Genomic DNA, 18646 nt, shown 5'->3' with positions numbered 1-18646 from the left:
GAACGGAACCCTGCATGTCCAAGCGTAACTGGCCCGCTTCCTTCGCCCATCCCCGCTATTGGCCGGCCTGGCTGGCCATTGCCGCCATGCGCGCGGGCGCCTGGCTGCCGTGGCGCCTGAAGCTCGCCCTCGGTCGCGGCATCGGGCTGCTGGCCTGGCGGCTGGTGCCGCGCCGCCGCCACATCGTCGATACCAACCTGCGCCTGAGCTTTCCCGAACTCGACGAGGTGCAGCGCAGCAAGCTGGTGAGGAAGACCTTCGCCGCCAATGGCATCGGTATCCTCGAGACCGCCACCGCCTGGTGTCGCGATCCGCGCCACCTGCGCCATCGCGTCGCCTGCAAGAACGCGCACTACCTGGCCCAGGCCCAGGCTCAGGGCAAGGGGGTGCTGATCCTGGGTATCCATTTCTCCACCCTCGACCTCGGGGGGGCGCTGCACTCGCTCTTCTTTCCCGCCGACGTGGTCTACCGGCCGCACGGCAACCCGCTGTTCGACCGCTTCATGACCCGCGCGCGCAGCCGCATCTTCGGCGAGGCGATCGATCGCCACGATCTGCGCGGCGTGGTGCGGCGGATCAAGGCGGGCCACAGCGTGTGGTATTCGCCGGATCAGGACTTCGGTCGCGACGCCAGCGTGTTCGCCCCGTTCTTCGGCGTCCAGGCCGCCTCGATTCGGCTCACCGCCAAGATCGCGCGCATGACCGGCGCGCCGGTGGTGCCGCTGATGTTCCACCGCAACCCCGACGACCGTACCTACACGGTCGAGTGGCGTCCGCCGCTGGAGGACTTTCCCAGTGGCGACGAGGTGGCCGACGCCACGCGCATCAATGCCATCATCGAGGAGGCGATACGCAAGCATCCCGAGCAGTACCTGTGGCTGCACCGCCGCTTCAAGACGCGCCCGCGGGGCGAGCCGGGCCTCTATTGAAGCCGAATGGACGGAGCTCTGTTACAACGGATGACCGTCGGTTACTTGACGCTGCCTCGGGCTCACGCAACGCTTAAGGTGACCTAGCCATAGACGCGGTGCCGAAGGATGGCGCCTAGACGACCAAGGAGGTTTCTATGCTCGGCAATGCCATGCTGTTCCTGATCATTGCGATCATCGCCGGGGTACTGGGGTTTTCCGGTATCGCCGGGGCAGCCACCACCATCGCCCAGATCCTGTTCTTCCTGTTCATCGTGCTGTTCATCGTCTCGTTGATCACCGGAAGACGACCATGACCCTCTCCACGGTGGCCCTCTGTCCATGTGAGTAGACCACGTGAGTCGGCCGTAACGACAAGAGGCCTCGCCAATGGCGAGGCCTCTTGCTTGATAGTGCACCCTCAGGCATCGATGCGCTTGTACTTCATGCGATGCGGGGTATCGTTGCCGACCCGCTTGCGATGATCCGCCTCGTACTCGGTGTAGTTGCCCTCGAAGAACTCCACGTGGGAGTCGCCCTCGAACGCCAGGATGTGAGTGGCGATACGGTCGAGGAACCAGCGGTCGTGGGAGATCACCAGGGCGCAGCCGGGGAACGCCAGCAGGGCCTCTTCCAGGGCACGCAGGGTCTCGATGTCGAGATCGTTGGACGGTTCGTCGAGCAGCAGTACGTTGGCGCCCTGCTTGAGGGTCTGGGCCAGCTGCAGGCGGCCGCGCTCGCCCCCGGAGAGGTCCTTGAGGAACTTCTGCTGGTCGTTGCCCTTGAAGTTGAAGCGACCGACGTAGGCGCGCGAGGAGACCTCGTAGCCGTTGATGTTGAGAATATCCTGACCGTCCGAGACCGCTTCCCACACCGTCTGCTTGTCGTCGAGCGCGTCGCGCAGCTGCTCGACGTAGGCGATGTCGACGGTTTCGCCGATCACCACCTCGCCGCTGTCGGGCTGCTCTTTCCCGGTGATCAGCTTGAACAGGGTCGACTTGCCGGCGCCGTTGCCGCCGATGATGCCGACGATGGCGCCCTTGGGCACGCTGAAGGAGAGATCCTCGTAGAGCAGCTTGTCTTCGAAGCGCTTGGACACGCCGTGGAACTCGATCACCTTGTCGCCCAGGCGCGGGCCGGGCGGAATGTAGATCTCGTTGGTCTCGTTGCGCTTCTGGAAGTCGCCGGACTGCATCTCCTCGAAGCGGTTGAGGCGCGCCTTGCTCTTGGCCTGGCGGCCCTTGGCGTTGGAGCGTACCCACTCCAACTCGTGCTTGATCGCCTTCTGCCGCGAGGCCTCCTGCTTGGCCTCCTGCTCCAGGCGCTTCTCCTTCGATTCGAGCCACTGGGAGTAGTTGCCTTCGAAGGGGATGCCGTGGCCGCGGTCCAGCTCGAGGATCCAGCCGGCCACGTTGTCGAGGAAGTAGCGGTCGTGGGTGATGGCGACCACGGTGCCGCTGTAGTCGTGCAGGAAGCGCTCGAGCCAGGCCACCGATTCGGCATCCAGGTGGTTGGTGGGCTCGTCGAGCAGCAGCATGTCGGGGTTGGAGAGCAGCAGGCGGCACAGAGCCACGCGACGACGCTCGCCGCCCGAGAGGTTCCCCACCTGTGCCTCCCAGGGGGGCAGGCGCAGCGCCTCGGCGGCGACCTCCAGCTTGCGCTCGAGGTTGTGGGCGTCGGCAGCCTCGATGATGTTCTCCAGGCGCGCCTGCTCGGCGGCCAGGGCATCGAAATCGGCATCCGGTTCGGCGTAGGCGGCGTAGACGGCGTCGAGCTTGGCCTGGGCCTCCTTGATTTCCCCCAGCGCCTCTTCCACGGTCTCGCGCACGTTCTTGGCGTCGTCGAGCTGAGGCTCCTGGGGCAGGTAGCCGATGTTGATGCCGGGCATGGGGCGCGCCTCGCCCTCATGCTCCTTGTCGACGCCGGCCATGATGCGCAGCAGGGTCGACTTGCCGGCGCCGTTGAGGCCCAACACGCCGATCTTGGCGCCCGGGAAGAAGGACAGCGAGATGTCCTTGAGGATCTGCTTCTTGGGCGGAACGACCTTGCCCACCCGATTCATGGTGAAGACGTATTGCGCCATGGAATTCCACTGGGTTGAGGGTTTCAGTGGTCCCGATGATAGTGGTCGTGCGGGGCAAAGGCCAGCACTGCCGTGGCTGGCGCCGCGCCAGGATGCGGCGCGGCGACCGGCATGCTTGACGAGGCATCCACGGATGCCTCGTGCCGAGGGGGGGAGGGGCTACTCCTCTTCTTCTTCGCCGAGCAGCATCCAATCGTCTTCGATGGCGCGCTGCAGGCGTCGCTCTTCCAGCAGGGCCTCGACGCGGCGTCGGGCACGCAGGGTGTCGGCGCGGCTGGTGGCACGCGGGCGAACGTATTCGTCGTCGTTCACCGCTTCGAGGAAGTCCTGATCGTCGTCGTGAGTGTCGTTGACAAGGGGTTCATGGCTCATGCGAAGTCCTCCCATGGCCCGGTGTCGACCGCTCGGCGATCGACGTGTCGCACATTCGCTTCGCGTCCGAAGCGACGGACCTGAAGCGCCATCGGCGCCAATGGCTGGCACCTGACGGCTATATATATCCCGGAGGAGCCGAGAGCAAGCCTTTGAGGAATTTTTTTGTGGGTCCCGGGCCCGTCAGGAGAGGCCGTACTCGGCCTTGATCCGTTCCAGCTCCATCTGGGCCTCGACGCGCTCCGTGACGTCTTTCTGTATGCCGATGAAATAGGTCAGGTTGTCGTCGGCATCGAAGACCGGAGTGATCGACAGCTCGTTCCAGAACAGAGTGCCGTCCTTGCGATAGTTGCGCAGGACTTCACGGCAGGGGCGCCCTTCGCTCAGGGCCTTGCGGATATTGGCCAGCGCCGGCTGGTCGCGATCGTCTCCCTGCAGGAAGCGACAGTCCTGATAGAGGATCTCGTCGGTGCTGTAGCCGGTGAGCCGCTCGAAGCCCTGATTGACGTAGATGAGAATGTTCTCGTCACCTTCCTGCTCGGCGACCACGATACCGTCCTCCGAGGCATTGACGATGCGCTCGAGGAGTTCCGGGCTGATCAATGGGGCGCGTTTCATTCAAGGCATTCCTGACTGGGAGGTGGCGGTAACACAACGTCACTATGCTACATCATGGCCAGCCTTCGCCACGTTGACAACGCCGCGAGCCTATCGCTCGACTTCCGGCAGCCGTGCGGCCGAGGCAGCGGCGGCGAGGGCCATCAGCGACAGGGCCACCAGCAGCCAGTCGGTGCCCAGCCACTGCGCCAACAGCCCGGTCGCACCGCCCACCAGCAGCATCATGGCGCCAGTGAGCGTATTGGACAGTGCCACGTAGAGCGCCCGCCGGTCCTGTCCCGCCATGTCGACCAGGTAGGTCTTGCGGCCCAGGCGCACGCCGGCATGGACGTGACGAGCAGGGCATAGACGAGGGCGTAGGGCCATACCGTCTGCGTCCACTCGCCCGGCAGCCAGGCGATACCGGCACCGAGCAGGCAGCAGATCGCGGCTCCCAGGCCGGTGTCGCGCAGCACGGTGCGGCTGGAGGCGTCGGCGCGCTTGCCCCAGACCGGGTTGGCCAGCATGCCCGCCACCCCCGATACCACGACCAGCACGCCTAGGCCGCCCAGCTCGGTGCCGCTCTGCTGCTGGCCGAGCAGGGCGACGTAGGGTAGCGCCAGGGCGCTGGCCAGCAGCAGCGAGCGCGACAGGTTGAAGTGCAGGAAATCGCGATCGTCACGCAGCAGGCGCAGCCCCAGCTTGATGCTGTTCCAGGCGTTCTCGCCCCCCTCCACCGCGCCGGGCTCCTCCGCGATGCGTGCCGCGCACGCGGCGTTGAGCAGCCAGCCCAGGGCGGCGACGCCCAGCAGCGCCGCGAGGGCCAGCTCGCCGGGGCGATCCTCGAACAGCATCAGGGCGCCGCCGGCGGCCAGGGTCACGGCGCCGGCGATGCTGCCGCTCCAGCCCATCAGATTGCCGCGTCGGCCCTTGGCGATGGTCTTGCCCAGCACATCCTTGGTGGCGATGGAGGAGAGCCCTCGGGCCAGCGACAGGACGATCAGCGTGGCCAGCACCAGGGTGCCGCCCAGGCCGCCCTGGCCATACAGGGCGAGCAGGGCGAGAGCCGCGGCGGCCAGCGCCTGGACGCCGCCGCCGACCACCCACGCCCACTTGCGCTGTGGCTCGAGGCGGATGAGGCCGGCGACGAACAGCTGTGGTAGCAGCGCGCCCGACTCGCGAATCGGTACCAGCAGCCCGACCATCCACAGCGGAGCGCCGATGACCCCGAGCAGCCAGGGCAGTACCAACCTGGCGCTGGAGAGTTCGTCGGCCAGCTTGTTGCCCAGGGCGGCGAACAGGTGCAGGAAGAAGTTGTGCGGTTGCTCGCGGCACGCTGCGTCGGGGATGTTCTGGCACATGCGGCTGTCGTCGTCGCCCGTCAACCACTCGTAGAGACGCGACTGGCTGATTTCGCGTTCGGCCATCCAGGCTCCTTGGCTGCTATCATCTCCATTCCATTGTTGCGACAGGGTGTCCGCATGTCACGCATTCGCATTCATTACTGCACCCAGTGCCAGTGGCTGCTGCGCAGCGCCTGGCTGGCCCAGGAGCTGCTTTCCACCTTCGGCGAGGAGCTGGAGGAGGTGGCGCTGGTACCCTCCCACGGGGGCTACTTCGAGATCTTCTACGACGACGAGTCGCTGTGGGAGCGCAAGCGCGACGGCGGCTTTCCCGACAGCAAGCAGCTCAAGCAGCGGGTGCGACCGGCTCGATCCCGAGCGGGATCTGGGGCACATCGACCGATGAGGGCGGCGATGACGAGTGCGGATATCCTGAGCCAGGATCGCGGGGCAATGCTCTTCGGGCTGGGGGCGGTGGCGCTGTGGTCGACCGTCGCCACCGCCTTCAAGGTGGCCCTGGCCTACATGTCGCCGCTGGAGCTGATGTGGCTGGCGTCGCTGGTGTCGTGGCTGCTGATGGGGGGGCTGGTGGTGCGCCAGGGGCTGCTCGGCGAGGCGTTGCGGCATGGCTGGCGCACCGCGGCCTGGGCCGGCTTGATGAACCCGGTGGCCTACTATCTGGTGCTGTTCGGCGCCTACGACCGCCTGCCGGGGCAGGAGGCCATGGCGCTCAACTACACCTGGGCGCTGGCCATGGCCTTTCTCGCGGTGCCTATCCTGGGGCAACGGCTCACGCGCATCGACGTGCTGGCGGGGCTGGTCGCCTACTCGGGCGTGTGGGTGATCGCCACCCGGGGGCAGGTGCTGAATGTCGCCTTTGCCGACCCCTTGGGGGTTGGGCTGGCGCTGGCTTCCACCCTGCTGTGGGCGCTCTACTGGCTGCTCAACGTGCGCGACGCCCGCCCGCCGCTGGTGGCCCAGTGGCAAAACTTCGGTGTCGGCCTGCCGGTGCTCACGCTGCTGATGCTGCTGGGCCCCGGCTTTTCCTGGCACGGCTGGGCGGCCGTTGGCGCGGGGATCTATGTCGGCCTGTTCGAGATGGGTATCGCCTTCGTGCTGTGGCAGATGGCCGTGCATCGCGTGTCGCGCACGGCCAAGGTCTCCAACCTGATCTTCCTGTCGCCGCCGGTGTCGCTGCTGCTGCTCTATGTGGTGGTCGGCGAGCCGATCCTCGTCTCCACCCTGGTCGGGCTGGTGCTGATCCTCGGCGGGCTCGGCCTGCAACAGTGGCAGAAGGCGCCGGCGGTGGCTCAGGAGAGCAGCTGATACTCGAAGAGGAGCTGCTTGAGCCCTGGCGCCGATGGACGAAACAGGCCGTGAATGGACCATTGGCCAGATGTCACTCCCGTGCGGCTTCGGCCAGCTCCGCGCCGTTGCCCTCCAGCAGTGGCGCCAATGCCGGCCACACGTTGTCGAGGATGATCGGTTGGGCCTCGCGGGTGGGATGAATGCCGTCGTCCTGCATCATGCCTTCCTCGAGCGCTACTCCTTCGAGCAGGAAGGGCACCAGCGGTGTATCGTAGTTATCGGCCAGGCGGGCGAATACATCGGTGAAGGCGCGGCGGTAAGCCGGCCCGTAGTTGGGCGGGATGTCGATGCCGAGCAGCAGGACTTCGGCTCCGGCGTCCTGGCTGGCCTCGATCATGCCGGCCAGGTTGGCCTCGAGCTGGCTGGGCGGCAGGCCGCGCAGGCCGTCGTTGCCGCCCAGCTCGAGCAGAACGATGTCCGGTTGGTGCTGTCCGATTAGCTCGGGGAGCCGGCTGGCGCCCCCGCTGCTCGTTTCACCGCTGATGCTGGCATTGACCACACGGGCGCGTCCGTCGAGCCGCGTTTCGAGCAGGCTGACCCAGCCTGTTTCCCGTTCGATGCCATAGGCGGTACTCAGGCTGTCGCCCATGACCAGCACGACCGGCCTCTCGGCGGCCAGGGCCGCGGCGGTCGCCAGCCACAGGACGACCAGCATGCCGGCCATGCCGATGGCTGAGCGCCAGCGGGCGTGGTGGGTGCGACGCTCTCTTACCAGACGACTGGGGAAATCCTTCACCATGACCGACTCCTCGACTTCCGATGTGGTTACGCTTGCCCCCGCTGCCGGGCGCGACATCCAACCGATTCTACACGCTCGGCAGCTGGGCAAGCAGGTCGTGAGCGGCGAGCGGCGGCTCACCATTCTGAGTGGCTTGACGCTCGAAGTGTTCCCCGGCGAGAGCGTGGCGATCCTCGGGCAGAGCGGAGCGGGCAAGTCGACCCTGCTCGGCCTGTTGGCGGGGCTGGACGAGCCGAGCGGCGGCGAGCTCGAGCTGTTTGGTGAGACACTGGGCAAGCTCGACGAGGACGGACGTGCCCGGCTGCGCGCCGGCCGGGTCGGTTTCGTGTTCCAGAACTTCCAGCTGCTGCCGACCCTCACGGCGCTGGAGAACGTGCTGCTTCCCCTCGAGCTTTCGCCGCTGCCCGATGCCTCGGCGCGGGCGCGCGACTGGCTGACCCGGGTGGGGCTCGGCGAACGCCTGGATCACCTGCCCAAGCAGCTTTCCGGCGGCGAGCAGCAGCGTGTGGCGCTGGCGCGGGCCTTCGTCACCGGCGCCGAACTGGTCTTTGCCGACGAGCCCACCGGCAACCTGGACCAGGCCACCGGGGGGCGCATCATCGAGCTGCTGTTCCAGCTCAACCGCGAGGCCGGGACCACCCTGGTACTGGTGACTCACGATCACGCCCTGGCGGCGCGCTGCGACCGCTGCCTGCGCCTGGAGGAGGGGCGGCTGGTCGAACTCGTACGCGACGAGGTGGGCGCATGAGCCGGCGCTCATCCCGCCCGGCCGGCGCCAATCTGCTGCGACTCTCCGCCCGCGGGCTGCTGCGCGACCTGCGTGCCAGCGACGTGCGCGCCCTGTTCGTCGCCCTGGCCCTGGCCGTGGCGGCTTCCACCATGATCGGCTTCTTCCTCGACCGCCTGGACCGCGGCCTGACCCGTCAGGCCGGCCAACTGCTCGGCGGCGACCTGGTGCTGGAGCAGGGCCGACCCTTCGACGACGCGTTGCGTCGCTCGCTGAAAGAGGCCGGGATGACGCTGAGCGATCAGGTCGACCTGGTGACCATGGTCAGCCTCGGCGACGCTTTCCAGCCGGCCAGCCTCAAGGCGGTCGACGGCGTCTACCCTCACTACGGACAGCTCCATGTCGACCGCGGCGCCGGCATCGACACCGTGGACCACGGCCCCGCCCCCGGCGAGGCCTGGCTGGCCCCGCGCCTGGCGCTGCTGCTCGAGGCCGAGCTTGGCGATCGCATCCAGGTGGGCGAGGGCGAGCTGACGGTGACCGGCCTGGTCGAACGCGAGCCGGATCAGTCCGCCGGCTTCGGCAGCTTCAACCCGCGCCTGATGGTGCATGTCGACGACCTCGACGCCACCAACCTGGTACAGCCCGGTGCTCGGGTGGAGTTCGAGCTGCTCGCCGCCGGCCCGCCCCAGGCGCTGGAGCGACTGGCGCCGCTGCTCGAGCGGCTGCGCCGCGACGGGGTCGAGGTGCGTGACGTGCGCCGCGACCGCCCGGGGCTCGGCAACGCCCTGGAGCGGGCCGAGAAATACCTGAGCCTGGCCGGTCTCGCCGCCGTGCTGCTGGCCGGCGTGGCGGTGGCGATGGCAACCCGACGCTATGTCGAGCGACATCTCGACACCGCGGCGCTGCTGCGCTGCTTCGGTGCCACCCAGCGTGACCTGACCTGGCTGTTTGCCCTGCAGCTGCTGTGGCTGGCACTGGCGGCGTCGGTCCTGGGTGCGCTGCTGGGCCTGGCCGGGCAGGCCGTGCTGCTGGCTCTGCTGACCACTTTCCTGCCGCTCAGCCTGCCGCCGCCGGGCTGGCTGCCGCTGTGGCTCGGCGTGTTGACGGCGCTGGCGGTGCTGGTCGGCTTCGCCGGGCCGACCCTGCTGCGACTCAAGCGCGTCAGTGCGCTCAAGGTGCTGCGCCGCGAGCTCGATCCGCTGCCGGCCGCGGCCTGGCTGGTCGTGCTGGTGGCCAGCCTGGTCTTCGGCGGCCTGCTGTGGCTCTATTCCGGCGACTTCGGCCTGGCGGCCGCGTTGCTGTTGGGCGGTCTGGTCATGCTGGTGGTGCTGTGGGGCCTGGGCTCGCTGCTGCTCGGCCTGGTGCTGCGGCTCGCGGATCGCCTGCCCCAGGGCGGCGGCCAGGGCGAGCTGTCCCAGGCCGTGCGCCTGGGGGGGCGCCAGCTGGCCAGGCGGCGAGCCGCCAGCCTGGGACAACTGCTCGCCTTTGCGGTGACCTTCTTCGCCATGGCGATGATCGCCCTGGTGCGCGGCGACCTGCTCTCCACCTGGCAGGCCCAGCTCCCCGAGGACACGCCCAACTACTTCGCCATCAACATCCAGCCCGGCGAGCGCGAGGCGTTCGTCGACGCCCTCGAGGCCAATGCCGACGACCGCACGGCGCTCTATCCCATGGTGCGCGGGCGTCTCACCGCGATCAACGGCGAGCCGGCACGCGAAGCCGTGCCGGTGGAGTCGCGCGGCGACGGCTCGCTGCGCCGTGAACTCAACCTCACCTGGCAGGCCGAGCTGCCGGAGGGCAACCGGGTGGTGGCCGGGCGCTGGTTCGACGAACTGGAGAGCGCACCGGCGGGGGACGGCTGGCTCGGGGCGGTGGATGCCGAGCCCCGGGAGGTCACGGTGCCGATCTCCCTCGAGGACGGCCTGGCCGAACGCCTGGGGCTGGCGCTCGGCGACCGGATGACGTTCACCATCGGTGGCGAGGAGATCGTCGGGGAGGTGGCGAGTCTGCGCAACCTGGACTGGGACAGCTTCCGTCCCAACTTCTTCGTCATCTTCCCCCCCGGGGTGCTGGAGCGCTTCGGCCACAGTTTCATCACCGCCTTTCACCTCGAGGCGGGGCAGGGCGAGACGCTGCGCCGACTGGTACAGGGCTTCCCGGGTGTCTCGCTGCTCAACATCGATGCGATCCTGGCCCAGGTACGCGAGGTGGTGACCCAGGTCACCCGCGCGGTGGAGCTGGTGCTGGCCTTCGTGCTGCTGGCCGGGGTGAGCGTGCTCTACGCGGCGCTGACCGCGAGCCGCCCGGCCCGGGCGCACGAGAGCGGCCTGCTGCGGGTGTTCGGCGCCGGTGGGGGGCTCATCTCCCGCGTGCAGGGGGCCGAGTTCGCCATCCTCGGCCTGGCCAGCGGCCTGATGGGCGCGCTGTTGGCCGAGCTGGCCACCGCCGGCATCTACGTGGCCTGGCTCGACCTGGCGCCGCGGCTGCACCCGTGGCTGTGGTTGGTGCTGCCGCTGGGCGGCGCTCTGCTGATAGGCGCCATCGGCCACGTTCTGTCGCGCGGTCTGCGCCGGCAGGCGCCGGCGGCGAGTCTCGGTCTGCTGGGAGAGGCTTGACTCCCCGCGGTCCGGTACTGCGTTGATTGTTCGCGGCCAGCGCTGACGGCGGGGCCGCGGTCGCCGCCCATTACGGTTACACTGTGTCAGCGTGGCGCCGATGGACATTGCCACCCAGCCCCTCACCGCCATCCACAGGAGATAAAGTCGATGCAAGCCCTTCGTCCCCCGGCGACTCGCCTGGGCCAGATGCTGGCCTTCGCCACGCTCATGGGTGCCTGCGGCATCGCAGCCGCGGATGCCGAGCGGCTAGAGGCCGACCTGCGGGCGCTGTTCGGCGGGGGCGGCAGCCTCTCGCTGGGTGAGGTCTCGAGCGGGATGTTGCGCTCGCGGACCACGGCCGAGGAGATCGTCTTCGAGACCGAAGAGGGCGAGCGCCTGTTGATCGACCGCTACATCGTCAGCGGCGACTACGATGCGCCCGACGAGGTGACGCTGGAAGGCTTTCGCATCGAGGACAGCCTGACCGAGCTGACGCTGATGAGCGCGGAGCGAATCGTCATGGGTGAGCCCTCGCGCGCCGTGTTCCCGCTGCATGCGGGGCTGGACCCCGAGGAGGTACGCCTCGGCAGCCTGGCCATCGACGGCATCGTGCTCGAACTGGCCTCGGAGCTGGCCGGGGAGCTCTTTCCCGACACCCCCCTGCAGCGCGGCCAGGGGCGCATGACCATCGAACGGGTGCGTGGTGAGTCGCTGACCCACGACGCCATCGGCATGCTCGAGATCACCGGCGTGGCGGGGGCGGCGGAAGACCTGGACGAGATCGGCTCGGGCTCCTTCACTCTGGCCTCGCTGCGTCTCGAGGAGCTGACCGGGCTCGATACCGAAGGCGAGGAAACGCTGGCGTCGTTGCTGTTGCGCGACCTCGACGTGGAGGCCAGCGAGCTGGTCGGCAGCCTGGCCCTGCTCGACGTCGACGGCGATTTCGACGATGGCAAGGGCGGCGTGCGCCTCGAAGGCCTGCATCTCGATCTGGCGCGCATGATCGAGCTGGCGCCCGAGGAGGAGCGCACCCAGCTGCGCATGGCCAGCAACGTGCTGACCGACGGCAGCGGCGAACTGCGGCTCGACGCCGCTTTTCTCGGCAGCTGGCAGGAGAAGGGCGAGCACAGCGTGCTGGTCAGCGACAGCCAGGTCGACGTCCAGGATGCGCTGCGCCTGCTGTTCGACATCAATCTGCCGGTGCGGCTGCCGCCGGGAATCACGCCGGCCGATGCCTTTGCCGACACCGATTGGCTCGAGCGCGCGACCCTGCTGGGTGGCGACATGCGCCTGAACCTGGCCGACAAGGGGCTGTTCGCCCGCCTGGCGACCCTGGGCGCGGCGATGGAGGGCGTTACCGAGGCGCAGTATGTCGAGCAGGCGCGCACCCAGGCCCAGGGTCTCGGCATGATGTTCGGCCCGGAAGCGCAGGCGGTCCTGCTGGGGCTGGTCGAGCTGCTTGAGGGTAGCGCCGAGGAGCTGGAGGTGCGGGTGAAGCTGCCCGCCGAGAGCACCGTGAACAGCTACCAGACCGATCCGCTGGGGGGGGCGGAGAAGCTCAACATAAAAGTCGAGACACGCTAAACCCCGCATGAGAATTTCTGCACCGCTCCATGACGGCCTTTCATGTGAAAGCCGTCATGGGCTGGGGTATCATGGCGCATCCCGATTTCCCCGTGATGCGAGGTTTCCCGCCGATGTTCAGCCGTGACATGACGATTGCCGGTTTCGATGATGCCCTGTTCGATGCGATGCAGAAGGAGGTCGCTCGCCAGGAGGCGCACATCGAGCTGATCGCTTCCGAGAACTATGCCAGCCCCCGCGTTCTCGAGGCCCAGGGCAGCCAGCTGACCAACAAGTACGCGGAAGGCTATCCCGGCAAGCGCTACTACGGCGGCTGTGAATATGTCGACATCGTCGAGCAGTTGGCCATCGACTACGCCAAGCAGCTGTTCGGCGCCAGCTATGCCAACGTCCAGCCGCACTCCGGCTCCCAGGCCAACAGCGCCGTGTTCCAGGCGCTGGTCAAGCCGGGCGACACGGTGCTGGGCATGAGCCTCGATGCCGGCGGCCACCTCACCCACGGCGCCAAGCCGAATTTCTCCGGCAAGCACTACAACGCGGTGCAGTACGGCATCGACGACAGCGGCCGCATCGACTACGAGGAAGTCGCGCGTCTCGCCCAGGAGCACCAGCCGAAAATGATCATTGCCGGCTTCTCCGCCTACTCCCAGATCATCGACTGGGCCCGATTCCGTGAGATCGCCGACGCGGTGGGCGCCTACCTGCTGGTCGACATGGCGCACATCGCCGGCCTGGTCGCCGCCGGGGTCTACCCGAGCCCGCTGCCCCACGCCCACGTGGTGACCACCACCACCCACAAGACCCTGCGCGGCCCGCGCGGCGGCCTGATCCTCTCCAGCGAGGGCGACGCCGAGATCGAGAAGAAGCTGCAGTCCGCCGTCTTCCCCGGCGGCCAGGGCGGCCCGCTCGAGCACGTCATCGCCGCCAAGGCAGTGTGCTTCAAGGAGGCCATGGCGCCCGAGTTCAAGTCCTACCAGCAGCAGGTGGTGAAGAACGCCCAGACCATGGCCGGGGTGTTCATCGAGCGCGGCTACGACGTGGTCTCCGGCGGCACCGAGGATCACCTCTTCCTGCTTTCGCTGATCAAGCAGGGGCTGACCGGCAAGGACGCGGACGCCGCCCTGGGCCGCGCCCACATCACCGTCAACAAGAACGCCGTGCCCGGCGATCCGCAGAGCCCGTTCGTTACCTCCGGCCTGCGCATCGGGACGCCGGCGGTGACCACTCGCGGCTTCGGCGAGAACGAATGCCGCGAGCTGGCCGGCTGGATCTGCGACATCCTCGACACCATGGCCAAGGGTGACGATAGCGCCGGTGTCGAAGCCGAGGTGAAAGGCAAGGTCGAGGCCGTCTGCGCCCAGTTCCCCGTCTATCGCTGAGCGCTTTTTCACTCCCTTGTGACAGCAATGCCCCGCGCCTGTGGCGCGGGGCATTGCGTTGGCGCAGCTTGCCAGCGGCCCGATGGTACAGGCCCCGCTGGATCATTCGATGATCAGGTTGCCGCTATCGACCATCTTGGCCAACAGATCGGCCGCGTCGGTGGCCTCGAAGGCCAGCTGCAGCTCGGCGAGGGAAGCATTGTCGAAAATGATCTTCTGATCGATACCGCTGCCCTGGGTCTCGACATGCAGTTCGGCCTTGCCGTCCCCTTCGGTAAAGAGCAGTTCGGCATCGCCGCCGAGCAGGTCCTTGAGGTCGATCCTGTCACCTTCCGTCTTGCTGAAGTCCATGATCCTGTCGACGGCGGGGGTGTCCACGCTGCCCTGATCGCCCAGCATCCACTTGAAGGTGTCGGCGCCGGCGCCCCCCCAGAGGATATCGTCGCCGGGTCCGCCAATGAGGGTATCGCCGCCGTTGCCGCCAAACAGCTGGTCGTTGCCTTCCCCGCCATACAGGGTGTCGTTGCCTTGGCCGCCGAACAGGATGTCGTCGCCGCTGGAGCCATCGATGACATCAACGCCTCGGAAGCCGAGAGCGATGTCATTGCCGGTTGCCGGGTCGTTTTCGGTACCTTCACCAGCTTGCGGCGTCCCATCGATATGTTCAGCATTTTGCTGATTCTGGCCTGCGTCCGTGCCAGCAATAAAGGTGAACGCCTTATAGTAGCTTTCACCCGCCTGATCCGTGACTTTGATGGTCACCGTAACGTCGTCATCCTGCTCTTTAATGGCCTCGCCGTCCTTGAGCTTCAGCTGGTTTCCATTGACGATCTCGAAACGGTCGTCTCCATCTACGATCTCGAAGGTGTGGTTTTCATCAGCATCGGGATCAATGGCCGACAGGGTGCCGATGACTTCCCCTGAAGGGGTCTGTCCGCCAGCAGCAGTATTGCCAGCTCCATTCAGGCTCTGAGCAAACTCAAGGCCAACATCGAGGCGAATATCGGTTGGCGCCTGGTTCTCGGCCTCGCCGCCCGGCACGGAGTAGCTATCGAAGAACCAGCGTTCCTGAGAGGTTTTTCCCTTGTACCATGTGAAGGAATCTTTCTCGCCGCTGAAAAGTTCTGTCAGCTCGAAGCTGCCGCTATCGCCGAAGGTCAGGTAGGGCGCGCCATCAATGCTGTTCTGGTTGAGTTCTACCATGTAGTTGCCTTCCCGGAAGGCATCGAGCTGATCGCCCTCGAGCTGGGTCTCGAGCCAGGCCGTGACGCCTGGGTCACCGAGTACGACGCTGCTGAGCCATGCCGTGTACTCCTTGGAGAAGACGTTCTGGCTATCCAGATTGGTGTCACCGAGGTATTGGAAGAAGGATGTCATCGTATGAACCCTCAATGCCTGATCTTGGTTCGAGCTGGCACAGGCATTGGCCAAGTCGGGCTCACTGCCTGTTTCGCCGCCTTGTGTTTCTTCTGGTTATATCAAGGCGCCTGTTTCAGGCGGCCCGGCTGTCTCGTGAGGACGAGACCCGTGGCTTTCCGTCCCTGCATCGCTGCAGGTTTGGCGGTACTGATGGCGCTAAGCGCAGCGTCTGTAGAGGAGTAAGCTCCCTGCGGGCGACAGGCTCAGTTCAAATTGTTATCCAAAAGTAAATTTGTGCAACAAATTTGTTTAGAGCAGTGCCTGAAAGGTGCTTCCAAGCATGACGAGGCTCACACGTGACGACCATTTTCCTAAGCCTTATCAACCATCTAGCCATCCGCATGCTACCGTGATTGAAACGGTGTGTTTCTTTCCGTAATGAAGGTTGGGTTGGCGTCTCTCCCACACGGTGACCTGCAATGGTCCGGATACCTCAAGCCTCGGAACTTCACCATGCCCTGCAGGCCTGTCGGGGTTCCTTTGTCTCGGTGGGGCTCTTCAGCCTCTTCGTCAATCTGCTGATGCTGGTACCGGCCATCTACATGCTGCAGGTATACGACCGCGTGTTGACCACCCTGAGCGGCGAGACCCTGCTGATGCTTACCTTGGTGGTGGTTTTCCTGTTCCTCATCATGGGGCTGCTCGAGCTGGTGCGTTATCGCATCCTGGTGCGTATCGGCAATCGCCTGGATCTTCAGCTCAGCGGGAGGCTGTGCCAGGCCATGTTTCGGCACAGCCTGCTGACGGGAAGCCGGCAGTCGGCCCAGCCGCTCACCGACCTGGCTACCCTGCGCCAGTTCCTGGCCGGCAATGGGCTGCTGGTGTTCTTCGATGCCCCTTGGGTACCGGTCTACCTGGCAGTGCTTTTCTTCTTCCATCCCTGGTTGGGGCTGTTCGCCACGGGGGCCGGCCTGGTGCTGCTGGCGCTGACCGCGGTGGGGGAGAAGATGACCCAGCCGCTGCTGAGCGGGGCTGCCATCGAACAGATCAAGGCGAACGAACTGGTCGACGCCAACCTGCGCAACGCCGAAGCACTGCACGCCATGGGCATGCTGCCGGGCATTCTGGCGCGCTGGTCGCAGCGACACCGGCGCTACCTGGCGGGGCAATCCCAGGCCAGCGATCGCGGCGAGGCACTGGCCAGCAGTGCACGGGTGCTGCGCCTGCTGGCCCAATCCCTGATCCTGGGACTGGGCGCCTGGCTGGTGCTGCGGGAAGAACTGACGCCGGGGATGATGATCGCCGGCTCCATCGTGATGGGGCGAGCGCTGGCCCCCATCGACCGAATGATCGGCACCTGGAGGGGCTTCATTTCCGCGCGTGGCGCCTACCACCGTCTCGAGGAACTACTGCTCAAGGTACCGGTGGAGCCCGAGCGGATGCCCTTGCCACGGCCAAGCGGCCGTCTGTGTCTGGAGAACGTGACTGCGAGCTTGCCGGGCGGCCGGATTCCGGTGCTGAGCAACATCCATTTCGAGCTGGCGCCCGGCGAGCATCTCGGCATCATCGGGCCGAGTGCCGCCGGCAAATCCTCCCTGGCTCGGGTCATGCTGGGCATCTGGCCCGTGTCGGCCGGGACGGTGCGTCTCGACGGAGCCGACATTGCCAGCTGGCAACGTGACGCCCTGGGCCCGTGCATCGGCTACCTGCCCCAGGACATCGAGCTGTTCGATGGCACCATCGCCGAGAACATTGCCCGCTTCGGCGAGGTCGACTCGCTCCGGGTCGTGGCAGCGGCGCGCAAGGCGGGCGTGCACGAGATGATCCTGGCCCTTCCCGATGGCTACGACACCCTCATCGCTTCCGGCAGCGGCCTTTCGGGGGGGCAGCGTCAGCGCCTTGCCCTGGCGCGCGCGCTCTATGGCGATCCCGTGCTGGTGGTGTTGGACGAGCCGAATGCCAACCTCGACGACCGCGGCGAGCGAGCCCTGGCGGCGGCGATGTCGGCGCTCAAGCAGGAGGGCGTCACCCTCTGCGTGATCAGCCACCGCATCAGCGTGCTGAAGGGAATGGACCGGCTGCTGCTGTTGCGCGAGGGCGAGATGCAGCGCTTCGGCCGGCGGGAAGAGGTGATGGCAAGCCTGACCATTAAGCCGGTGCCCAGCGCGGCCGCCGAGGCGCAGGCGCGCCAGGCGGCCGCGCCACCACCCGTGGAGGGGCGAAGATGACGACGACCCGAGACGACCAGCCATGCGTGGGGGCAGGCTCGGCGCCGGCATCGGTCCCGCACGTTCCCCTCGACGAGCGCCGCTATCACCGCCTTGGCCTGCTGGTGCTGCTGCTGGGGCTGGGGGGCTTTGGAGGCTGGGCCTTTACCGCGGAACTCTCCGTCTCGGTGGTGGCGCCGGGGTACGTGGCGGCGGAGTCCTACCGGCGCACGGTGCAGCATCTCGAGGGCGGTATCGTGCGGGAGATTCTGGTAGAGGATGGCGACAGCGTGACGGCTGGCCAGCCCCTGGTCGTGCTCGACGATACCCAGGCCCGAAGTCAGCTGCAGATCATGCGTTCGCAGTATCTCATTCACCGGGCCACTGAGCTGCGTCTGCTGGCCGAACAGCAAGGCAGTGCAACGCTGTCGATCCCCGAGGAGCTGACAACGAGCGACCTGCCGAGGGTTCAGGAGGTGCTGGCCCTGCAACAGGCACTGTTCGTCGCGCGGCGTGAATCCCATCGCGGTGCGCTGGAGGCCTTGGACGAGCAGGTCATACAGCTGAGACGCCAGATCGAAGGACTGGAGGAGGCGGTGCGGCTGGGAGAGCGTCACCTGGCCTCGCTGAGCGCCGAGGAGAATGACCTGCGCGGACTCTATTCCAAGGGGCTCGTCGATAACCTGCGTCTGCGGGAGGTCGAGCGCGACCTGCTGCAACTCGAAGGCGAGGTGGCCGGCCGGCGTGCCGAGATCGGTCGGCTGGGCTCCCAACTGAGCGAGAACCGCATGCTGCGCGAGGTTCGAATTCAGGAATTCCACAAGGAAGTAGGCGAGCAACTGCGCGACGTTCAGGCGCGGGTCTCGGAAGCCGAGGAGCGCATCATCTCGCTGTCGGATCAGGTTCTGCGAACCACGATAAAGGCGCCCGTCGCCGGTACGGTGGTGGAACGCCGCGTGCATTCCATCGGCGATGTGGTTCGTCCGGGCGATTCGCTGCTCGACCTGGTACCGGCGGGCGATGGCTTCATCATCGAAGCTCGCGTGCCCGGGCGCGATGTCGACCGGCTGTATCCGGGGCAAGCGGCCGAGATCCGCTTTACCGCCTTCAACCAGCGCCAGACCCATTCGAGCCTGGCAGAAGTCGTCTATGTCAGTGCCGACAGCCAGACCGACGAGGCGACCGGTGCGCGGTTCTATCGCGTTCGGCTGAGAGTGTCCGACACGGGGCGACAGGCCCTGGACGGCCACATGCAGCTGCTGGCGGGGATGCCGGCGGAAGTCATGATCCGCACCGGTGAGCGTACCTTCGCCAGCTATCTGCTCAAGCCGCTCACCGACATGTTTGCCCGGTCGGTGCGCGAGGCGTGACGCGCCCGGC

General features: G+C 66.8%; 14 protein-coding genes, 2 pseudogenes and 1 riboswitch. Of the genes and pseudogenes, 10 read left to right on the top strand and 6 right to left on the bottom strand.

Going from position 1 to position 18646, the window contains the following annotated elements; all coding sequences use genetic code 11:
• Window positions 1-14: 14 nt before the first annotated feature.
• A complete protein-coding gene (lpxL, locus tag HNO51_RS15440) occupies window positions 15-929 on the top strand; it encodes an LpxL/LpxP family Kdo(2)-lipid IV(A) lauroyl/palmitoleoyl acyltransferase (protein ID WP_197448133.1) in 915 nt (304 codons plus the stop codon).
• Window positions 930-1066: 137 nt separating this feature from the next.
• A complete protein-coding gene (locus HNO51_RS15435) occupies window positions 1067-1225 on the top strand; it encodes a DUF1328 domain-containing protein (protein WP_104202220.1) in 159 nt (52 codons plus the stop codon).
• A gap of 104 nt (window positions 1226-1329) precedes the next feature.
• Here HNO51_RS15435 and ettA read toward each other — a convergent pair whose 3' ends face one another.
• From ettA to HNO51_RS15415, 4 genes and pseudogenes are all read right to left on the bottom strand, one after another.
• Window positions 1330-2991: an energy-dependent translational throttle protein EttA gene (gene ettA / locus HNO51_RS15430; RefSeq protein WP_197448132.1), complete on the bottom strand. Its 1662-nt coding sequence runs from the start codon at window positions 2989-2991 to the stop codon at window positions 1330-1332.
• Between the two features lie 159 nt (window positions 2992-3150).
• A complete protein-coding gene (locus HNO51_RS15425) occupies window positions 3151-3363 on the bottom strand; it encodes a PA3496 family putative envelope integrity protein (protein WP_197448131.1) in 213 nt (70 codons plus the stop codon).
• 183 nt (window positions 3364-3546) lie between these two features.
• Window positions 3547-3981, bottom strand: a complete 435-nt coding sequence (locus HNO51_RS15420) for a PAS domain-containing protein (RefSeq protein WP_197448130.1) — start codon at window positions 3979-3981, stop codon at window positions 3547-3549.
• 90 nt (window positions 3982-4071) lie between these two features.
• A pseudogene (locus HNO51_RS15415) lies at window positions 4072-5387 on the bottom strand (MFS transporter).
• A 54-nt stretch (window positions 5388-5441) separates the two neighbouring features.
• On the opposite strand from HNO51_RS15415, the pseudogene HNO51_RS15410 reads away from it, so the two are divergent.
• Window positions 5442-5709: pseudogene (locus tag HNO51_RS15410) on the top strand (Rdx family protein).
• A gap of 26 nt (window positions 5710-5735) precedes the next feature.
• Window positions 5736-6629, top strand: coding sequence for a DMT family transporter (locus HNO51_RS15405; protein ID WP_197451073.1), 894 nt, complete (start codon window positions 5736-5738; stop codon window positions 6627-6629).
• Window positions 6630-6702: 73 nt separating this feature from the next.
• Here the strand turns inward: HNO51_RS15405 and HNO51_RS15400 are convergent, their stop codons facing one another.
• Window positions 6703-7410: an arylesterase gene (locus tag HNO51_RS15400; protein WP_197448127.1), complete on the bottom strand. Its 708-nt coding sequence runs from the start codon at window positions 7408-7410 to the stop codon at window positions 6703-6705.
• On the opposite strand from HNO51_RS15400, the gene HNO51_RS15395 reads away from it, so the two are divergent.
• The 4 genes from HNO51_RS15395 to glyA all read left to right on the top strand — a co-directional run bounded on the left by HNO51_RS15395 (window position 7409) and on the right by glyA (window position 13700).
• Complete coding sequence (locus tag HNO51_RS15395) at window positions 7409-8158, top strand: ABC transporter ATP-binding protein (RefSeq protein ID WP_209537800.1); 750 nt, start codon at window positions 7409-7411, stop codon at window positions 8156-8158. The genes HNO51_RS15400 and HNO51_RS15395 overlap by 2 nt on opposite strands.
• Window positions 8155-10755, top strand: coding sequence for an ABC transporter permease (locus HNO51_RS15390; protein ID WP_209537799.1), 2601 nt, complete (start codon window positions 8155-8157; stop codon window positions 10753-10755). The genes HNO51_RS15395 and HNO51_RS15390 overlap by 4 nt, the downstream gene beginning before the upstream one ends.
• Before the next feature lie 150 nt (window positions 10756-10905).
• Entirely contained in the window at window positions 10906-12321 is a 1416-nt protein-coding gene (locus tag HNO51_RS15385) for a hypothetical protein (RefSeq protein WP_209537798.1), read from the top strand.
• Window positions 12322-12434: 113 nt separating this feature from the next.
• Complete coding sequence (gene glyA / locus HNO51_RS15380; protein ID WP_197451072.1) at window positions 12435-13700, top strand: serine hydroxymethyltransferase; 1266 nt, start codon at window positions 12435-12437, stop codon at window positions 13698-13700.
• A 102-nt stretch (window positions 13701-13802) separates the two neighbouring features.
• Here the strand turns inward: glyA and HNO51_RS15375 are convergent, their stop codons facing one another.
• Window positions 13803-15077, bottom strand: coding sequence for a calcium-binding protein (locus HNO51_RS15375; protein ID WP_209537797.1), 1275 nt, complete (start codon window positions 15075-15077; stop codon window positions 13803-13805).
• Between the two features lie 115 nt (window positions 15078-15192).
• Window positions 15193-15272, bottom strand: a riboswitch (cyclic di-GMP riboswitch).
• A gap of 266 nt (window positions 15273-15538) precedes the next feature.
• Between HNO51_RS15375 and HNO51_RS15370 the strand changes: the two genes are divergently transcribed.
• Window positions 15539-17287: a type I secretion system permease/ATPase gene (locus HNO51_RS15370; RefSeq protein ID WP_209537796.1), complete on the top strand. Its 1749-nt coding sequence runs from the start codon at window positions 15539-15541 to the stop codon at window positions 17285-17287.
• Window positions 17284-18636: an HlyD family type I secretion periplasmic adaptor subunit gene (locus HNO51_RS15365; RefSeq protein ID WP_197448122.1), complete on the top strand. Its 1353-nt coding sequence runs from the start codon at window positions 17284-17286 to the stop codon at window positions 18634-18636. Before HNO51_RS15370 ends, HNO51_RS15365 begins: the two co-directional genes overlap by 4 nt.
• The last annotated feature ends 10 nt before the right edge of the window (window positions 18637-18646 follow it).

Origin of the sequence: Billgrantia sulfidoxydans (assembly GCF_017868775.1) — a bacterium.
GTDB classification, from domain to species: Bacteria; Pseudomonadota; Gammaproteobacteria; order Pseudomonadales; family Halomonadaceae; genus Halomonas; species Halomonas sulfidoxydans.
This window is presented reverse-complemented; position numbering and strand designations above follow the sequence as displayed.

What these genes read in the sequence shown, in the direction of transcription:
- HNO51_RS15420 (WP_197448130.1), bottom strand. Translation starts at nt 3,981, where the DNA reads ATGAAACGCGCCCCATTGATCAGCCCGGAACTCCTCGAGCGCATCGTC.
- ettA (WP_197448132.1), bottom strand. Translation starts at nt 2,991, where the DNA reads ATGGCGCAATACGTCTTCACCATGAATCGGGTGGGCAAGGTCGTTCCG.
- HNO51_RS15400 (WP_197448127.1), bottom strand. Translation starts at nt 7,410, where the DNA reads ATGGTGAAGGATTTCCCCAGTCGTCTGGTAAGAGAGCGTCGCACCCAC.
- HNO51_RS15390 (WP_209537799.1), top strand. Translation starts at nt 8,155, where the DNA reads ATGAGCCGGCGCTCATCCCGCCCGGCCGGCGCCAATCTGCTGCGACTC.
- HNO51_RS15425 (WP_197448131.1), bottom strand. Translation starts at nt 3,363, where the DNA reads ATGAGCCATGAACCCCTTGTCAACGACACTCACGACGACGATCAGGAC.
- lpxL (WP_197448133.1), top strand. Translation starts at nt 15, where the DNA reads ATGTCCAAGCGTAACTGGCCCGCTTCCTTCGCCCATCCCCGCTATTGG.
- HNO51_RS15365 (WP_197448122.1), top strand. Translation starts at nt 17,284, where the DNA reads ATGACGACGACCCGAGACGACCAGCCATGCGTGGGGGCAGGCTCGGCG.
- HNO51_RS15385 (WP_209537798.1), top strand. Translation starts at nt 10,906, where the DNA reads ATGCAAGCCCTTCGTCCCCCGGCGACTCGCCTGGGCCAGATGCTGGCC.
- HNO51_RS15435 (WP_104202220.1), top strand. Translation starts at nt 1,067, where the DNA reads ATGCTCGGCAATGCCATGCTGTTCCTGATCATTGCGATCATCGCCGGG.
- glyA (WP_197451072.1), top strand. Translation starts at nt 12,435, where the DNA reads ATGTTCAGCCGTGACATGACGATTGCCGGTTTCGATGATGCCCTGTTC.
- HNO51_RS15395 (WP_209537800.1), top strand. Translation starts at nt 7,409, where the DNA reads ATGACCGACTCCTCGACTTCCGATGTGGTTACGCTTGCCCCCGCTGCC.
- HNO51_RS15370 (WP_209537796.1), top strand. Translation starts at nt 15,539, where the DNA reads ATGGTCCGGATACCTCAAGCCTCGGAACTTCACCATGCCCTGCAGGCC.
- HNO51_RS15375 (WP_209537797.1), bottom strand. Translation starts at nt 15,077, where the DNA reads ATGACATCCTTCTTCCAATACCTCGGTGACACCAATCTGGATAGCCAG.